The sequence below is a fragment of the Pseudomonas sp. NPDC089530 genome, assembly GCF_050280705.1.
In the GTDB taxonomy this organism is placed as follows: domain Bacteria; phylum Pseudomonadota; class Gammaproteobacteria; order Pseudomonadales; family Pseudomonadaceae; genus Aquipseudomonas.
The window spans coordinates 15,991-33,910 of sequence record NZ_JBNNVU010000002.1 but is presented as its reverse complement, the minus strand read 5'-3'; the positions used below and the strand labels follow the sequence as shown (position 1 = coordinate 33,910).

Annotated in this window: 4 protein-coding genes; all 4 read right to left on the bottom strand. The window is 67.2% G+C overall.

Annotation, left to right across the window (positions count from 1 at the left end; genetic code table 11):
- Window positions 1-392: 392 nt before the first annotated feature.
- Window positions 393-13,076 (bottom strand): filamentous haemagglutinin family protein, encoded by a 12,684-nt coding sequence (locus ACQKQA_RS01200; protein WP_427552618.1) that lies wholly within the window; start codon window positions 13,074-13,076, stop codon window positions 393-395.
- 213 nt (window positions 13,077-13,289) lie between these two features.
- The gene (locus tag ACQKQA_RS01195) at window positions 13,290-14,456 is read right to left on the bottom strand and encodes a phosphate ABC transporter substrate-binding protein PstS (protein ID WP_427552615.1); all 1,167 of its coding nucleotides are present in this window, start codon (window positions 14,454-14,456) and stop codon (window positions 13,290-13,292) included.
- A gap of 577 nt (window positions 14,457-15,033) precedes the next feature.
- Window positions 15,034-16,245 carry a type II secretion system inner membrane protein GspF gene (gene gspF / locus ACQKQA_RS01190; RefSeq protein WP_427552612.1) on the bottom strand — a complete coding sequence of 404 codons (1,212 nt, stop codon included), beginning with the start codon at window positions 16,243-16,245 and terminating at the stop codon, window positions 15,034-15,036.
- Window positions 16,245-17,663, bottom strand: coding sequence for a type II secretion system ATPase GspE (gene gspE, locus ACQKQA_RS01185; RefSeq protein ID WP_427552609.1), 1,419 nt, complete (start codon window positions 17,661-17,663; stop codon window positions 16,245-16,247). Before gspE ends, gspF begins: the two co-directional genes overlap by 1 nt.
- Window positions 17,664-17,920: the final 257 nt, after the last annotated feature.

The window sequence follows — 17,920 nt, the reverse complement described above, 5'->3', positions numbered from 1 at the left end:
ATGCTGGCCGCGTGCGGACAGTCCAGGGAGTTGCTCGATATCTCAGGTCGGCACCGGGGGTGGGAGCGGCAGGAACGAGATGCAGCGGAGTCAGGCACAGCAAAGCCAGGCACAACCTCCCCGCAAGGGCGGGTGAGTACATGTTCGATCCCTCGACAACTGCTTGATATCAAAGTGATGGCGCGATGTTAATTAGCCATTATTTTGCCGTCAATCGCCCGCCGTGCCGGCCGATAGGCGCCGTTCTGCTCCATGAATCCGGGCAAAAAATGGCAAACCCGCAGGCTAGAGCCTTCGCCGAGATCTCAGGGAGGCTTGGACAGGGTGTGCCTGGTCTGCAAAAAAAAAGGGGCGATCGACGATCGCCCCAAACTGTGTTGCCACGAGAGAACCTATAGGGTCAGTTGCCGCTGCTCCTCCTCGGTCAACTGCTGCCGCGCCTGATCGCTCAGCGGCCCGGCGCCCAATACCTGCACCGGGCTGTCCGGGTTGTAGGCCGGGTTGGCCCGGCTGGCGCCGTCCTGGGTCGGCGCCAGGCGTTCCTGGCCGAAACTCAGCACCTGCACGGTAAACACCGACGGCAGGTTCTGCCGCGACGCCGCCTGCTGCTGGCGCGCCACGTCTTCGGCGGCCTGGGTCGCCGATGATGCGGCCGAGCTGGCCGAGGTGATGGCCCCGGTGTTGACGGCGGCTACCACCGGAATCCCCGAGGACTTGCCCTGGGTCTGGATGTTGGCCGCGTTGACCACCTGCAAGGCGAAGATATTGACGTTGCCCGAGACCCGGATCCCCGCCTCCCCCGCATCGATGGTGCCCAACGGCGCCAGCAGGTCGATATCCCCGGCCGGCACCTCGGCGATCGGCGCCAGGGTCGCGATCCCCGCCCCCGAGCTCGGCACGTTCGACGACAGCGTGACATTGCCCCAGCGGTCGTAGACCCGCTTGGGCGGGGTGTAGATCACCGTGGTCTTGGAGCCGCGCCCGGCGTTGATGTCCCCGGCGTTCGACCAGCCGAGGATCGAGCCGCCGAAGGTGGTCATGACCCGGTTCTGCCCCAGCAGGATGCTGCCTTGGGAATACAGCTGGATATCGCCGGCGCCCTGGGTGATGACCCCGGCACTGGCCGGCGGCGCCTCGCCTTCGATGCCGAACACCTGCTGCCCGCCCGGGGTCAGCATCTGGATATCGCCGCCAAACAGCGTGCGCACCCCGGCGCCGCCGTACATCGTGATATCGCCGTCGTAAACGATCGGGTTGCCCGCCACGTCGGTGGCCGGCAGCAAGGCGGCAATGGCGCTGCGACTGCGTATAAAGCTGCCATGCCGCGGGCTGCCGGCATCGTTGTACTCGCGCCCGCCCTCGCGCAGCTCCTCGAAGTACACCCGACGGGCGAATACCCGCTGCTGCTCCGCCGGCAGGCTGGCGAAATAGCCGCGCGCCTCGTCGCCGGAACCCTCGAAGGCAAAACGCTCCTTGAGCCACTGCTGCAGTTGGGCTTCATAGGCCTTGGCCACCTTGCCCCGTTGCCCGGCCAGCGGCACATCGGCCTGCGCCTGGTTGGCCGGGTCGAGGTAAGGCATGACGAACTTCAGGTAATCCAGGCCGGCGGCCCCGACCCCGGCCTGCATCACGATGCTGGCCCCAGGCCGCGAGTCCCCCGCCGCCACCGGGCCGAGGCTGTTCACCGCTGCCCGGTCCTGCATCAGGATATTGCGCCCGGCGCTGATCTCCAGGGCGCCGGGGCCGGCGACGTTGAAGGAGCTGAACAGCAGGTCGCGCCCGGCCGAGACGATGGAGATATCCCTGGGGTCGTTATGCACAAACAGGTTGCCGCTGCTGGTGCCGCGACCGAACATATCTTCCAGCGAACTGGCGATAATGTTGGGGATCCCCGTCCGCTCACCCAGCGCCGTTCCCGAGTTGACGATATCGCGACCGGCCTTCATCCATACCGGGCCCGCCGCTTCGTACCAGGTTTGTCCAAGCCGTGGGCCGAGGGTGAAGTTCAATATCTCACCACTGCGCAATCCGACTATGTCACCGCCAACCGCATAAAAGCGCGCCACATCAGCACTGGCGAACTGACCGTTGGCGGTGTTGGCGCCAAAGGCGAACAACGAGAACTCGTTCTTGATGCTCGGGATCGTAATACCGTCGCTGCTCAGATTGGTCACTATGGGGCTGGAGCCCGTGCCCCAGCCCGCGAATGCCGGTGTAAAAGGCGTAGGCATCGCATTCAGAGAGGCTCCGGACTGGTTGATGGCATACCCACCGGCATAAATCGAATCGCCAGCCAGCACTTCCAGGCGAGCATTGGTCGACGGCGCCAACAGCAACGAGTACTGCTGGTTGTTGATCGCGCCCCCCAGAGCCGAGCCGCCTATAAACACATCGCCACTGGCGGCAACTGCGCTCAATTGCGAAGGGAAAATGAATCGGCCATCGGTCGGCGAGCTGTTGCGGTTGCCAATAGGTTGACCGTTATTGCCTATATCACCGGCCTGCACACTCGGGGTCAGGCTGCCTCCCGCCGAAAACAGATCGATGGCGGTGCGCTGGGTCCACAACGAAAACCAGCCATAGCCCCCCGTTCCATAAGAGGTACCGTCATAGGTGAATGCCGAGGCGTTTTCCGTAGAAGTCCGCCCTGGGTCGCCCGTACCGGCCAGCACCAGATCGCCGCGGGTGGCCAGGCTGGCCGTGGCGTCGCCGAGCATCAACACCATGCCCCCTGTCGCAGTGCCCAGGGACGCGTTAAACGGGTCGTAGGCGCGGATCTCCTTGCTGTCGTTAAGCTGCACGAGACTGCCATAGCTCAAGGCAATTCCCCCCAGGCTCGAGGCTTGCAGGCCGAGCGCGCCACGCAGGTTGCTCAAGACCCCGTTCAAGCTCAGGTTCTGTCGGGTGTAATCGGTGGAGACTGGATTGACGACCGATGTACTGGTGGCGGCCCGAGCCGATAATCCAGGGTTCAGATCGCCACCGACGCGCACATCCAGATCGCCACCGCCGGTCAGCAGCAGCTCCCCTGTCGGGGTCACCCGACCACTGCTGCCCACCGCCAGCACCAACCCCTGACTGCGTGGCGAGGAAACCGCGTCCGGCGCGCCACGACGGCTGAGCAAGCCGGCATCCCCCCCCACGTCCAGAGTCAGATTGCCGCCGCCCAAGGTGCCAATACCGGTAAAGCCCACCAGTATTGGCATCTGCGCAATCAGGTTGCTATCGGGATTACCGGTGTTCACTGCTCCGCGACCACTCACATAGGTGCCGAAGTTGATCCACCAACTGGCCGGAATCGGCGTAACCCCGACTGTATCGCCCGTCCCCTGACGCCAGAGCCAATTGCCCAGGTTGGTACTGGCCAATTGAGCGCGGGCATTTTCATTACGGGGTTCGGTGTAGTTGCTGAACACATCGCCGGTCAGACTGCCACCGCTGCGCAATAGCAGGTTGCCGCCCTGATCCGGATACCAGGCCGCATACAGACTCCCTGGGCCCTCGTTGACCAGGGTTTCGTAAGCAGCCCCTGCACTGCCCAGCACACTGCCATCGCTGCCCCGACTGCGCGCCTGATCGAAAGCGGCTTGCAGATCGCCGGCTCGTGCGGCCGTCGAAGCCCCGGCGGTATAGACCCCATATAACGACTGCATGGCCACATTACCCGCCGCCAGCAGGTCCAGATCCCCGGTCCCGGTGCGCAATACGCTGAAGTGCTGGGTGATCGGCGTCACTCTGTTCACCGGGCCGACGATGACCTGCTCCGGCGTGCCGGGAATGGCCTCGCCCAACGAGACACACAATCCATCCGAACACCAGGACTCATACTCCGCCGTCACCGGCGTACCCTCGATAAAGCTCGGGTCGATCAACACCCCGAGATCGCTCCAGACGTAGTTGAAGCGATTGCACATTTCTTGTGCGCACCAGGTTTCATCCGCCGGCGCGACCCGCGTGCCTTCGACGAAACTCGGATCGATCAACACCCCCAGTTCGTTCCAGAACCATGCGCCGCCCGGACGCTCCGGAGTCCCCGGGATAATGATGGTCTCGTGCCCCTCGAAGACCGCGTAATGGGTATCGGCCAAGGTCAGGTCGCCAGCCATCACCGGTTTGATCGCGCGGGTGTCGGCGGCCAAGGTATCGGCCCCCGACACCAGGCGCATCGACCAGGACAGCGAGCCCTCCGGCAGCAACGGGGCGATGGCCCAGTTACGCCCCTGGCGCCCGCCGGTCACCGTGCGCAGCGGCACCGAAATCACCCCGGACGGCAACTTGATATCGGTTTCCGACGGGATCAAGGCACCCACCTTCAGTGCCAGCGAGCCAGCCAGTTGCACGCCTCCCGGGTTGTTCGAGCCAAAACTGTCGAGGCTCGGCAACGGCACCCCGGCCGGCCAGGTCATGGCGCCCAGCGAGGCGGCCGCGGGCAGCCGCGTGCCAGCGTCCAGGGTCATGCCGCTGGCCAGGGTCACGGCCTCGCGAATCAGGGTGCCGGCGGCATACACCTGATTGCCGGCGCCGTCGCGCACGGCCGCTTGCAGCACAGTGCCGGCCGGCAGTTCCAGCGGCGCCTGCAGGGTCGCCTCGACCGGCAGCAAGGTGCCCTGGGCCAGGCGCACCGGTTTGATCGGCAAGGCATAGTTGAGGGTCTTACCGCTGGGGAACAGGCTACCGTCGGCCAGCGTCACGCCCGGCCCCGGCACCACCACGTCGCCGCCAAAGGCCTGGCGACCGGGGGTCAACACCCAGCCGGCATCGTCCGGGGTCGGCGGCGGCGGCGCGAAACCGTCGTTGATGCTGCCGTAAATATCCAGGTCGCCGCCGGCGCGAATCACCAGGTTGCCCGGCTCGCCGGAGCCGTAGACCGCGGTTTTCTGCGCATGGGGATTGACGCCGGCATAGCGGTAGCCGGAGAGATCCAGGTCGCCGCTGATCACCAGATCGCCCGGGGTGACGATCTCCAGCCCCGGGCGCAGGTGGAAGGCGTCGGCATAGGCGGCGTTGTTCAGACCGGCCAGCTTGCCGTGCATCAACCCGGCATTGCTCAAGGCGTTGTCGATAAAGCGCTGGCTGTCCTGGTGCTTGGCGTCCAGGTAGGCCTGATCGATCACCTGGTACGGCCGACCGCTGGCGGCCGGCGCCGTACCCGCGGGGGCGTCGGTGTAACGGGCGGTGCCGTTCACCGCGATGGAGCGCGCGCCCTGGATCGTCAGCCGGCCGCTGGCATCGATGGCGATATCGCCCAGGGTCGGATCATTGGCATCCAGGCGCGGCGCATTGAGTTCCAGGGTGCCGCGGGCCTGGCCGTCGTACTGGCCGGGCGCCGTACCGGCAGCGACCGCGGTGCCATGGCGCAGGTCGATGCGCGCACCGTCGGCCAGGGTCAGCTGGCCCAGGCCGGAATTGAGCTCGACCACCGCGCGGTTCGGCGAATCGATGATCTTGCCGTAGCTGTCGACCCGCAGGGCCGTGCCATGGGCATCGAGCACCGCACCGCCGGCGATGGTCAGTCCCTGTTTGGCGGCCAGGCGGATGCTGCCGACCCGCTCGCCGCTGGCATCGACGGTGCCCAGCACCGTCAACTGGCCGTTATCCACGGAAACGTTGACTTCGCCGGCCTTGAGTTCGTTGCCGATGGTCAGGTCGCCGCGCTTGATCTGGAAGCTGCGGGCGCCGAACACCTGGCCCTGGTTGAGACGTTGGTTGAGCGCGGCGAAATCCCCCAGCGCCTGCGCGCGGATATCGACGCTGCCGGCCTTGTACGGCACCAGGGTGCCGCCGGCGTCGTAATACCCGCTGCTGGCACCGAGCAACCTGCCTTGCAGATCCACCCGGCCACCGCCCTCGCCCACGGCCAGCGCTTTCAGGCTGCCGCCGTGGTTGTTCCGGGCCGAGAGGTCGATCAGCGAACCGCTCGCCTGGCGGATATCGCCCTCACGGCTGTGCAAGATCACATCGCCGCCCCAGCTGTATTTGCTGACTTCGTTGAAGGTGACCTGGCGCCCGGCCAGGTCGAGATGGGCGCTGTCGGTCAGGCTCAACCCCTGCTCGGCATTCACCGTCAGTTTGCCGCTGGGCAAGACCACTGCGCTGTCCAGTTCGACGCTCCTGCCGGCCAGCGACACCTCGGCGCCGAGGCTGTCGATGGTCGGCAACGCCGCTTGCTGGCCCGGTGTGCGGCTCAGCCGCAGGTCGCCGCCCGCGGTGATGCGGTTGACCGAACCCGCCTCGCCGGTCAGCAACGGCGTGCTGATATTCAGGTTGCCGCCGCTGTAGGCGAAGCCCTTGCCGGCTTCATAAGCGCCCTGGGCCTGATACACCGCTAGGCTGCCCTTGTGGTTGGCGGTCAGGCGCTCGCTGGCGCTGAGGTTGACGTTGGCGAAGCCCAGGGCCAGGCGCGCGTAGTCGGCCAAGGGATCGGGCTGAGTGTTGGGGCCATAGCCGAATTCGATGCGCCGGGCCTGGATCTCCAGGGTGCCGCTGCCGGTCCCCGCGCCGTTGGCGATCACCCCTGGAGGCGCGCCGGCGACGCCGTTCCAGATCAGGTTGCCGGTCTGGATCAGCGCCACATCGCCGGCCGCACCGGCGCCGTAGATCGCCGGGGTGCTGAGCATCAGGTTGTCGAGCATCGACTGACCGTTGCCGTCCAGGGTGCTCAGGGTGGTGCTGCCGTAGAAATTCAATGACTGGCCGGCGGTCAACGACAGGGTTTCCAGGGCCGGCGCCCCACTGGCGGTGTCGCCGCGCAGCAAGCGGCTCATGACGTCCTGGTTGAGGGTCAACCCCGACGGCAGGGCATTGCGCGCCTGGGCCGCGGCCAAGGCCTCTGGACTGCCGACATTGACCCCGCCGACCGCCAGGGCCAGGTGACGGGTGCCGTAGCGCACCGCATCGCCCAGCCTGAAGGTGTTGGTGGTGGCAAAGGCAATGGTGCCTTGGGAGTACAGCGTAGTTTCGCCCCGGCAGGCTGCCTGGGCGCAGTCACCGATCAAGATGCTGCCAGGCCCCCGGGAAATATCGCCCTCGGTCGGCGCGAGCATTTGCAGCACACCGTTGGAGACGGCCAGCACGCTGCGCAGTCCGGGTTGGTAGATAAAACCATCGGTGGAGTCGTAGGCCGCTTCGCCACGGCCCAGGGTGTTGATCGAGGCGCCCTGCTCGATCTGGATCGCGCCACGGGGCCGGCCGGAAACGAGGAACACTTCAGGGGCCGACAAGGTTACGCCCTGGCGCAACGTCACCGACTCGGCGGCACGGTTCGCGTCGAAACCGGCAAAATTGCCGCCCTGGCCATACACCACGGTCGGCGCTCCACCAATGCTCATGCGGGCCGTGCCGATGGCATTCAAGTCATCGGCATGGAACGCCACCCCGTTGCCGCTGGCAGTGCCCCCGGTAGGCAGAATCTCGATGGGGCTGTCGCTGAATCCGGACAGCGCCTCCAGACTCGCGCCAAAACCGCCGGCGGCCGCTGCCGAACGCGCGGTCCCGGCAAACTCGAAACCGTTGGAAAAACCGTTCTTGCCGGCAATCAGGCTGACCCGCAAGGTTTTGCCGTCGGCCTCCAGCGCTGCGCGAGGCACGCCCTGGCGCGCGGCATCGCTGCGCACGAAATCGGCATACGGGGTTTCGTTGTATTGCGAGTAACTGCGCAGCACCGCGGCCGGGGTCAGGATCACCTGCCGGGTCAAGCTGTCATGGATTCCGGTCTGGGCAATGGACAGCCGCCCGGCGCTGGACCAGGAGCCATTGCGCATGGCCGTGCTGCCGATGACCGCGTTGGCTCCGAAAGGTGCCACCAGGCCATTGATCTCGACCCGGAACGCCCCCGGCATCAGGGCATAGGTCGAAGGCAGTAAGGTGTAGGTGCCCGCCGGCAGGCCGGGGACGCCCGCGTCGATGCTGATCTGCTGGCCCACCAGCGGTGCGCTCGCCCCCGCTTCGCCGCCGCTGGGCGCGACACTGGCCTGGACCCCGGGCACGACGGCGTACACCGGGTTGGTGTCCAGCCCCGGCAAGGTGAAGCGGCCATCGACGCCGAACTGCACCAGGGGGTTATAGCGCGCATCGGTGGAACCGCCGCGCCCGGACACGAACGCCGCGCCCAGCAACTGGCCGCCTCCGGACAGGTCCAGAACCGCACCCTGTTGCACGTCGATCGACTGCCCCAGCAGCTGCGTACCCACCACCAGGTTGGCGTTGGAGCTGGTGCCGCCCACGCCCAGCAAGTCCACTTGCTTGCCGTCGAAACGCCAGGTCACGCCGTCCACCGTGCCGCCATAGGGCAGGGTCAGGCCCGCGGCGCTGACCGATGTCAGGCTGCCCGGCAGCAGGTCGAGGGCTTTGGTGTAACGCAGTATCCCGTCCTGGGTGCCCAGGGAAATATTGCCCAGAGGCGCCCGCAGCACGCCGCCCTGCTCGATGACCGCCGCGCCGAGGGTCAGCTTGCCGAACACCGAATAGGGTTGCGCCGGGTCGACGCTGCCGGTGCGGCCGATGCTCAGGGTGCGGCTTGGGTCGTAGTCCCGGTCATTGCCCCGATACCCCGCGAGCACCTGCGCCACCGCGCCGGTGGCCGGGTAGATCTGCGCCGCCGCCAGCCGCAGGTCGCCCTGGGTCGCCAGATTGGTACTGCGCGCGTTGACGGTGCTGCCCAGGAAGCGCAGGTCGCCCTGGCTGATCAGTTGCGTCGCATCGAAGGCACGACGGTCGATGGCCTGGCTCAGGTTGCTGGCGGGGCTGGCCTGGGCCCCGATATTCACCCCGTCGCGGACATCCAGCACGTTGCCCGCCATGACGGCCAGGGTTCCCGTCGACACCTGGGTCGAAACCCCGCCCTGCACCGTGGGGCGTATCGAGCGGTCAGGCGCGTCCACCGCGCCGACACCCGCCAGGCGCACATAAGGCGCGGCCAGTTGCACCCGCGAACCGGCCGCGGCGCCATCGCTCAACGCCAAGGCACCGGCGTACAACTGCAGGCTCTGCCCCAGGGCCAGCGACAGCGCGCCGTCGAAACTGATCAGGCCGTTGCTGAGCAGCGCCAGGTTGTCGAAACCACCGGCCTGGACCTTGTCCAGCCCTAGCCGGGCATGGCCGTAGGCAAGGGTATCGAGCACCGCCTCCGGACCGACGCCGCCCGGCAGCAGGCTGTCGACGCTGGCCTGGCCCAGCACCATCTCCCGCGCCTGGAGTACCCGCCGCGACGCACTGGTGCGGTACAGCGGTGCCTCCAGCGCCACATTCAACGAGCCGCCCGCGGCGCCGCTGCCACCGGCGTGGGCGTTGAGAGTGCCGTCCAGGTACAGGCCGTTGTTCGAGGCCAGGGAAATACGCCCGCCATTGCTGGCCACCGCCACCGGCCCTTGCCCCACCACATCGACCATGGCCTGGGCGCCGGAAGCCTCCAGGCGCGCCCCTTCGCGCACCACCACAAATTGATTGGCGGCGCTGGCGATGCCGGTCAGCGGGTCGATCTGCCCGCCGATCACGATGCTGCCGCCCGCGGCCACTGTTGCGTAACGCCGCCGCTGGGCATCGATAGCCGTGGCCGCTCGCGCGGCCACATCCAGCACCGCCTGTTCCCCCACCCAGATCGAACGGCCATGGCCGGCGGCCTCGACGGCCTCGGCCACGTCCGGCGCCACCTGGATACCGCGCAAGGCGATGGCGCCACCCCAGGCATTCAGGGTGCCGTCCACGGTCAGCTGGCCGATGCTGCCCAGGGTGATCGACTGGCCGGGGTCGACACGGATGGCCGAGCCCTTGCCCACCACCAGCTGGGTGCTGGCCATGTCCGCCGCGCTCGAGCGCGCGGTGCCGGCCCGCAGGCTGATGCTCGCGCCCTGGCGCTGGCTGAGTACGGCCTTGGTCGGGTCTTCCTGGTAAAGCCCCGGTAGCCAGCGTTCCAGCACAGAGGCCGGGTCTGCTCCAGTCGCCGTGCTCCGGGCCTGATCGCCCAAGAGATAGACCGGTTGGGTCACCTCGACCTGCGCCCCGTCAGCCACCTTCAGGCCCTGGTTGCCGGTGATGTCATAGGCGGCGAAGCCTTTGTCGAAGAACCGCGGCGCCAGCACCAGGGTGCCGGCGGCGGTATCGGCGGCCCGCTCGCCGATCAACACCTTGCCACTCTGGAGGCTCAAGGTGCCGCCGCCCTTCACCCCATGGCCCCGCAGCTCGCCACCCAGTTCGAGGGTGCCGATGGCCGCCGCGCTGTTGGCATTGGCCGCCAGGGTGACATCGCCGCCCTTGCCGCCGCGGGTCTTGCCATCGCTCATCAGTGCCGCGCCCGATGACACGTCGATCAGGCTGCCACGGTCCAGCGCCACATCGGCGCTGCTGCGCAGGGAAACGCTGCCGCCGTCGAGGTAAGGCAAGCGACTGCTGTCGGCGGGGTCCAGCAACAGGTTGCTCCACAGGCCGCTGGCGTCCAGCTGTACGCCACTGCCGACCTGCAGCGTGGCGCGCTGGCCCGCCGTCGCCGCCAGGGTGGTGTCGACCTTGCCGTTGCTGGTGATCTGCTGCAGCACATTGCCCAGGGCCAGGCTGCCGCCATGGGCGCTCAGGTCGGCATTGACCTGCACCTGCGGGCCATACAGGGTGATGTCGCCGCCCGGGCTGACCTGCAGCGCGCCGTCGACCACGATGCTGCCCGTGGCGGCGACCTTGAGGCTGCCGAGCTTGAAAGCGTTGAGTTGCTCGGTGTCGAGTACCAGGGTGCCCTTGCGCGCCTCGGGCAGAAGAGTGTCCAGGTCCAGCCCGTCGGCGATCGACGCGGCCTGCCCCAGCACCACCTGCTTCACGGTAGTGGCATCCGCGCTCAGGGCGTACTGCAGGCTGGCGCTGTCCTTGACGTAGTACGGCACATAGGAACCCACCACCAGCTGCGCGCCGCGGGCCACCGCGTTCTGCACCTGGCGGTAGCCGTCGAGCCCCGGGCGCGGGGCCTGGGTCTGGCGATCGCCCTGGAAGGTGTCGCCGACAATCTGCCCTTCGAGCACCGCATTGCGGCTGCCGACCTCCAGGCGGCCGGCATCGCGGCCGACGCTGTAGCCCTGTTCGAAGCGCTCCCGGGGAGCGATCAGCGGGTTGTAGTGATAGGCGGTCTGGCCCCAGCGCACGCTGTGCTCTTCGAAGCCCTTGTAGATCCCGCTGTAGAGAATGTCCCCCGGGGCCTTGGACAGCTCGAACAAGCGGCCGTCGGCGGCCCGCAGCCAGGTCTGGCGGATCATCCCGTCCTGCACATCCAGGGTGCCGCCGGAGAGGTTGATCTGCGAACCCTGCTGGGTCACCACCTCGTTGCCGCCCAGGCGCACGCTGCCGCCCTGGGCCATCCACTCGCCGACGTTGTGCGGCTGGGTGCCCAGATAACCGCCCACTTCGAGCAAGCCACCGGCGGTGTACCAGCGGTCCGTGGCATAGCCGTTGGTCCCCGCCGGGACCCGCACCAGTTCGCGGGTATCGACCCAGACATCGTTGCTGTTGAGGTGCTTGCTGTCGCGGTTGACCGAGGCGTCGCGCTGCTCGTTGCCCTGGATATTGACCTTGACGCTGTTGGACTCCATCGCCACCTTGACGCCCACCGCGCCCGACACATCGATCACCGCGCCGTCGCGTACCAGGCTGCGCTGCCCGGAGCTCACCGCGACCTGGCCGCCGGTGGCCAGGGTGATCGACCCCCTCTGGAAATCCACGCTGCCGCCACTGGCGATTTCCACCAGCGACTGGTCGCGGCGATAGGTGTCGGCCAGGGGCACGTTGCCGGCCTGGTTCAAGGCCGGTGTCAGCAGGCCGGCGCGCTGGCTGTCCAGGGCCGTGCTGCTGTCGATCAAGATGGCGCTGGTGCTGCCCTCGCCCAGGGTCACCTTGGCGTCGCTGCCCCTGGCGTTCAGGTGCAGGGTGCCGCGGGCGTCCACCGAGGTGCTGCTCAGGGCCAGGCCCTGCTGCAGCACCTGCTGGGCACTCAGGGTGATGTCGCCGGTGGCCGCCTGGATCGAGCCACGGTTGCCGACCTTGCCGCTGCCTGTGGCAACCACCTCGTTGCCGCGGGTGGTCGAGGTCGGGTTACCGTCGGTGCTGTAGCCCTTCTTGATCACGAAACTGTCGCCGGCCACCAGCGCGGCCTGGCCCCGCGGGGTAGTGATGCTGCCCGCGTTGTCCACTTCCTTGCCCAACAGCAGCACATAACCGCCGCTGGCGGTGGAAGAGCCCGGGGCGTGGGTCTGGAGCTGCGCGCCCTGCTCCACCAGGACCTTGCCGGCGGCGTCGCTGAAGGTCGGCATGCTGTCGCTGGCGCTGAACAGCCCGCGGCTGGTGAATTGCTCGTCGCTGAAGGTGGTCGCCGCCGCCACCAGGTTGCGCACATTGACCTGGCTGCTGCCGCTGAACACCACGCCGTTGCGGTTGAGGATCAGCACCGTGCCGTCGGCCTTGAGCGCGCCCTGGATCTGGCTCGGCGCGGTGCTGTTGCTGATGCGGTTGAGCGCCGCCCAATCGGCGTTCTGCTTGAACTCGACGGTGGTGTCGCGACCGATGTTGAAGGTTTCCCAGTTGAGGATGGCTTTGTCGGCGGTCTGTTTGATCGACACCAGCGCCTTGCCGTTGGCATCGGTCTGCACCGGCCCCTCGGCATTGACGAACAGCGGCTTGCCGTCGGCCCCGACCACCACATTCAGGCCATTGCCCCCCAGGCCGTTATGCACGGTCTGCGGGCCGGTCAACGCGGCCGCGCGGCCGGCGGCCTGTACCGCCTGCTGGGCGGCGATGGCGGCCACGGTGTTGTTGAGGTTGCTCATCGAACGCTGCAACTGCTCGTTGACCCGCTGCTGTTGCGCCAAAGGCGGTGGCGTACCGGCCGGCTGCGCCACCGCGGGCCGCGCGGCGCCGGCACCCTGGCTCGCCCCCATGGCCCCGAACCAGCCCGCGCTGAAGGCCTGGGGCTGCGCCGCCTGGGCCGTGCCGGTGAGCATCAACAGGGCAATGGCGTGCGCCAGCGGCTTGAGCCGCAGCACCGGCTGCCCGGCGGCGGCAGAGGCGTTGACGAGTCGGGAAACAGGCAGATTCGGCTCAGAGCGCATCACTTGCGGATCCTTTTCACGGTTCGGGCGAATGGCGGGTACGACGGTCGACGCAAGCACACTCGCGGGATTACTGCTAAGGCGGTTATGGGCAGGCGCGACCGAACTTCTGTCATGCAAAGTTCATCTGCGCGACAACAGGCGGAAACGAGAAAGCCGGCAATGGCCTGAACCATTGCCGGCTGTTGCACGAACCCTGCCGGTGGCGGGGCCTTACAGCGGACGACCGATACCGTTGCAGACGTTGGTGTTGCCAACGCGCAGGGAACTGGCGGTGTTGTAGAAGGTGTTGTGTACAGCGGACTGCCAGCTGGCTGGAAGCGGGATGAAGGAGTGGCTGGCCACAGCGGCGTTGTTGCCGCCGGTGTAGTGGGTGTTGAGGAAGTTGCGGATCCGCAGGTTGTCACCGGCGTCCTTGTAGCACTGGCTGAAGATCAGGTTGGTGTAGCCAACGATCGGGTAGCCGTTGCTTGGGTTGGCGAAGGTTGGAACCCAGTCCAGTGGGTTGGCGACATCCTTGCCGCTGGCAGGGTTGGTCGGTGGCAGCGCGGTATCCAGGGTGACCTGTACGTTGACCGCGGTTGGCAGGAAGCCGTTGACGGTTGCTACCTTGGCAGCGTTGTTGAACTCGGCGAAGTCAGGGCTGACATAACCGATGGCGCCGTTGGTGCTGGCCACGGTGGAAGCGATCGCGCCGCTACCGGAAACGCCGATGTAGGTCGAGCCGGCTGGAGCGTTGGTGGCTGGGTTGAAGCCCACGGCGGTGGCGAAGTTGTTGCTGGCGCCAGGTACCGAAGCAGGTTTTACCGCCTTCAGGTGGGTGGTGAAGATCTCGGTGGTGCCGCTGCCGTCGGTGCGATAGACGACCTTGATTGGCAGGTCAGGACCGGCCACGCCGCCGAAGACCACGTCTTTCCAGTTCTGGATCTTGCCCGAGAAGATGTCGGCCAGCTGGGCGCTGGTGAGGTTCAGCGAGGTTTTGCCAGCGATGTTGTAAGGCACGGTGACCGAAGTGGCTTCGGCCGGGATCTGAATCAGCGGACCGTAGCTGGCACGGCCGTTGGTGGCGCTGCCGTTGTAGCCGGTCAGTTCCGCGGCGCTGACGATCGAGTCGCTACCGGCGTAGTCGACAGTAGTGCCGGCAGCCAGGTTGAATTTGGTGGCGTCGTTGTTGAAGAACGCCAGCTTGCCCGCGCCGCTGCCCACGCCGATGTAAGCGTTGAAGCCTGGAGTCGAGGAAGCCAGGATGCCGGTACCGGCGGTGGTGCCGTACAGGTTCTGTGGCAGGGTGGCACCGCCACCGACCACGGCGGCCATCGATTGAGCCGAAGCCAGGGCGGCTACGGCCAGGGAAGCTGCGATCATAGTGCGCTTAAACATGAAGAATCTCCTTTCGTCGTGTTTGTACGGAGGTCAATGGTTCTTGCATGACGCCATGGCGCTCAGATCCTCTGCCCTGCTCTGAGAGCGTTGTGTGGGTGAGGCCATGGGTAAGAAGTTCGCAGCTTCCGGTGACAGATAAAGGAAAAAACCTCGGGAGAAAGGCCTTGATTCTGAAAAACTTTCTCGGGTGTTCGAGGGCTCTGGCGCAGGGGTTTCAGCGCAGGTTACAGCGAGGTTTCGCCGGGCCTTCTGCGCGCTTTCGGCTGGGCGCGGCGCGGGTCCTGGGCTGGGGTCCATGGGGGTGGTTGTGCATGACAGAACGAGGAACCCGAGTTCGACGGGTTGGCTGCTCGGGTGGCGTGGCGTGGCCGAGAAAAAAGTTGCGGCAAACCATGCCGTTAATCCTGGCGAACCGCGGGCTCAGGTTTGACGGCAGCGGCTACGGAGCGTTCGCATACGAAACTCACAGTCTGTAGGAGCGAGGCTTGCCCGCGATCCAGACGCCGCGGGCTGTCTGGACGGACGCCATCGCGAGCAAGCTTCGCTCCTACAGGTCTTGGGCTGCCGACGCCGGTCACTGCACCAACTGGTTGATCTCGATGATCGGCAACAACACCGCCATGACGATCACCAGCACCACCCCGCCCATGACCACGATCATCAGCGGTTCCAGCAAGGCGGTCATGCCCATGGCCCGGCGTTCGATGTCCCGGGACAGGGTTTGCGCGGCGCGTTCGAGCATGGGCGGCAGCGCGCCGGTTTTTTCGCCGCTGGCGATCAGGTGGATCAGCACCGGCGGGAACACCTTTTCCACCCGCAGCGCGGCGGCCAGGTTGACCCCTTCGCGGACCTTGGCAGTGGCGTCGCTGACGCTCTGGCTCAGGCGATCGTTGGACAGGGTCTGGCGCGCCGCTTCCAGGGCGCGCAGCAGCGGCACCCCGGCGCCGCCGAGGATCGCCAGGGTCGAGGCGAAGCGCGCGGTGTTCAGGCCCAGCACGAAACGCCCCACCAGCGGCAGGCGCAGCACCCGGCTGTGCCAGTTCAACCGCGCCTGGGGGTTGCGCAGGTACAGGCGCCAGCTCCAGAAGCCGCCGGCCAGCACGCCAAAACACAGCCAGCCCCAGGCGCGGATGAAGTCGCTGGCGTTGAGCATCGCCAGGGTCAGCCCCGGCAGGTCCTGGCGCGCCTGGGAAAAGGCGCTGACCACCTGGGGCACCACGTAGCTGAGCAGAAAGATCACGATGCCCACCGAGACCAGCCCCACCACTCCCGGATAGATGAAGGCCGTGAGGATCTTGCCGCGCAAGGTGTTGCGCTCTTCGATGTAATCGGCCAGGCGCTCCATGACCTGGGCCAGGTCGCCCGACTCTTCGCCGGCGGCAATCAGCGCGCGGTAGATGTCGGGGAAGTCCCGGGGCCGCGCCGCCAGGGCTTCGGCCAGGCGCATGCCACTGCGCACGTCGGCGCGCACCGCGCTCAGGGTCTGGGCGATGTGCTTGCGCTCGGCCTGCTCCACCGTGGCGCTGAGCGCCGCCTCCAGCGGCAGGCTGGCCCCCAGCAGGCTGGCCAGCTGACGGGTGGCCCAGGCCAGGTCGTTATCCGACAGCTTGGCGCTGAACAGGCTGCCGCCACCGGCCTTGGGTGTGTTGCTCTCCAGTTGCACCTGCAAGGCGGTCAGGCCACGGCTGCGCAACACGCCGAAGGCCGCGCTCTGGCTGTCGGCCTCCAGGTGCCCGGACTCGATCTTGCCGAGGGCGTCGGCGGCTTCGTAGCGATAGCGGTTCATCAGGCGTCCCGGGTTACGCGAAGGATTTCTTCGGGGGCGGTGGCGCCGCTGCGCACCCAGCGCTCACCGTCCTCACGCATGCTGAACATCCCGGCGCGGCGGGCGGCGGCGCGCAGCGCCTGCTCGTCGGCGCCCTGGTGGATCAGGCTGCGCACATCGTCGTCGATGCAGAACAGTTCGTGGATACCGGTGCGCCCGCTGTAGCCGATCTGGTTGCAGGCCGGGCAGCCCACCGGGCGCCAGGTGCCGGGAGCGGTCGGGTCCTGTTCCTTGCACTGCGGGCACAGGCGCCGCACCAGGCGCTGGGCCAGCACCCCGAGCATCGACGAGGCCAGCAGGAACGGCTCGACGCCCATGTCGATCAGGCGGTTGATCGCCGACACCGCGTCGTTGGTGTGCAGGGTCGCCAGCACCAGGTGCCCGGTGAGCGAAGCCTGCACGGCGATCTGCGCGGTCTCCAGGTCGCGGATCTCGCCGATCATGATGATGTCCGGGTCCTGGCGCAGGATGGCGCGCAGGGCCAGGGCGAAGGTCATGTCGATCTTGGCGTTGACCTGGATCTGGCTGATGCCCGGCAGGTCGTACTCCACCGGGTCTTCGACGGTGAGGATATTGCTGGTGCTGGCGTCCAGCCGGGCCAGGGCGGCGTAGAGGCTGGTGGTCTTGCCGCTGCCGGTGGGGCCGGTGACCAGCACGATACCGTGGGGCTGGCGGATCAGGCCGTCGAGTTTGGCCAGCAGTTGCGGGTCCATCCCAAGGGTCTCCAGTTGCAGGCGCCCGGCCTGCTTGTCCAGCAGGCGCATCACCACCCGTTCGCCGTGGCCGGTGGGCACGGTGGAGACGCGGATATCGATGGGCCGCCCGGCCACGCGCAAGGCGATGCGGCCGTCCTGGGGCAGGCGTTTTTCCGCAATGTCGAGCTGGGCCATGATCTTGATCCGTGACACCAGCGCGCCGTGCAGGGCCTTGCGCGGCGACACCACGTCGCGCAGGGTGCCGTCGACCCGGTAGCGCACCACCGAGTGGCTTTCATAGGGTTCGATATGGATGTCGCTGGCCCCGTCCCGGGCGGCCTGGGTCAGCAAGGCGTTGATCATGCGGATCACCGGCGCGCCGTCCTGGGTGTCCAGCAAATCGGTGATTTCCGGGATGTCCTGCATCAGCCGGTCGAGGTCGACCTCGTTCTCGGCGGCGCCGACCACCGCGGCGGCACTGCCGGTATCGGAATAGGCGCTGGCCAGCAGGCCGTCGAGCTCCTCGTCGCGCACCCGCTCCAGCCGCGCCGGGCCGAACTGGCGACGGACCTCGCTGATGGACCAGCCGGGGGTCGAGGGGCAGACCAGGAGCACGGCGCCCTCCTCGCTGTGGCGCAGGAGGATGCGTTGGGATTTGGCCCAGGCGTAGGGGAGCTGGGTCATCGAGATATCTCCCAGGTGGGTGTTGTCTGCAACGGCCCGGAAAAACGAGGCGACCTACCGGTCGACCTGGACTCGACGGTGATCCCTGTAGCCGCTGCCGAGCTTCGGCGAGGCTGCGATCGGCTGCGAAGCAGACGTAAAACCATCCGCCTCGATCTGCCTGACGCACCGAGCCGCCTGGTTTGGCGGCCGCTGCGCGCCCGATCGCAGCCTCGCTGCGCTCGGCAGCGGCTACGAAAAGCCGGGACAATGCGCCG

What these genes read in the sequence shown, in the direction of transcription:
- gspE (WP_427552609.1), bottom strand. Translation starts at nt 17,663, where the DNA reads ATGACCCAGCTCCCCTACGCCTGGGCCAAATCCCAACGCATCCTCCTG.
- gspF (WP_427552612.1), bottom strand. Translation starts at nt 16,245, where the DNA reads ATGAACCGCTATCGCTACGAAGCCGCCGACGCCCTCGGCAAGATCGAG.
- ACQKQA_RS01200 (WP_427552618.1), bottom strand. Translation starts at nt 13,076, where the DNA reads ATGCGCTCTGAGCCGAATCTGCCTGTTTCCCGACTCGTCAACGCCTCT.
- ACQKQA_RS01195 (WP_427552615.1), bottom strand. Translation starts at nt 14,456, where the DNA reads ATGTTTAAGCGCACTATGATCGCAGCTTCCCTGGCCGTAGCCGCCCTG.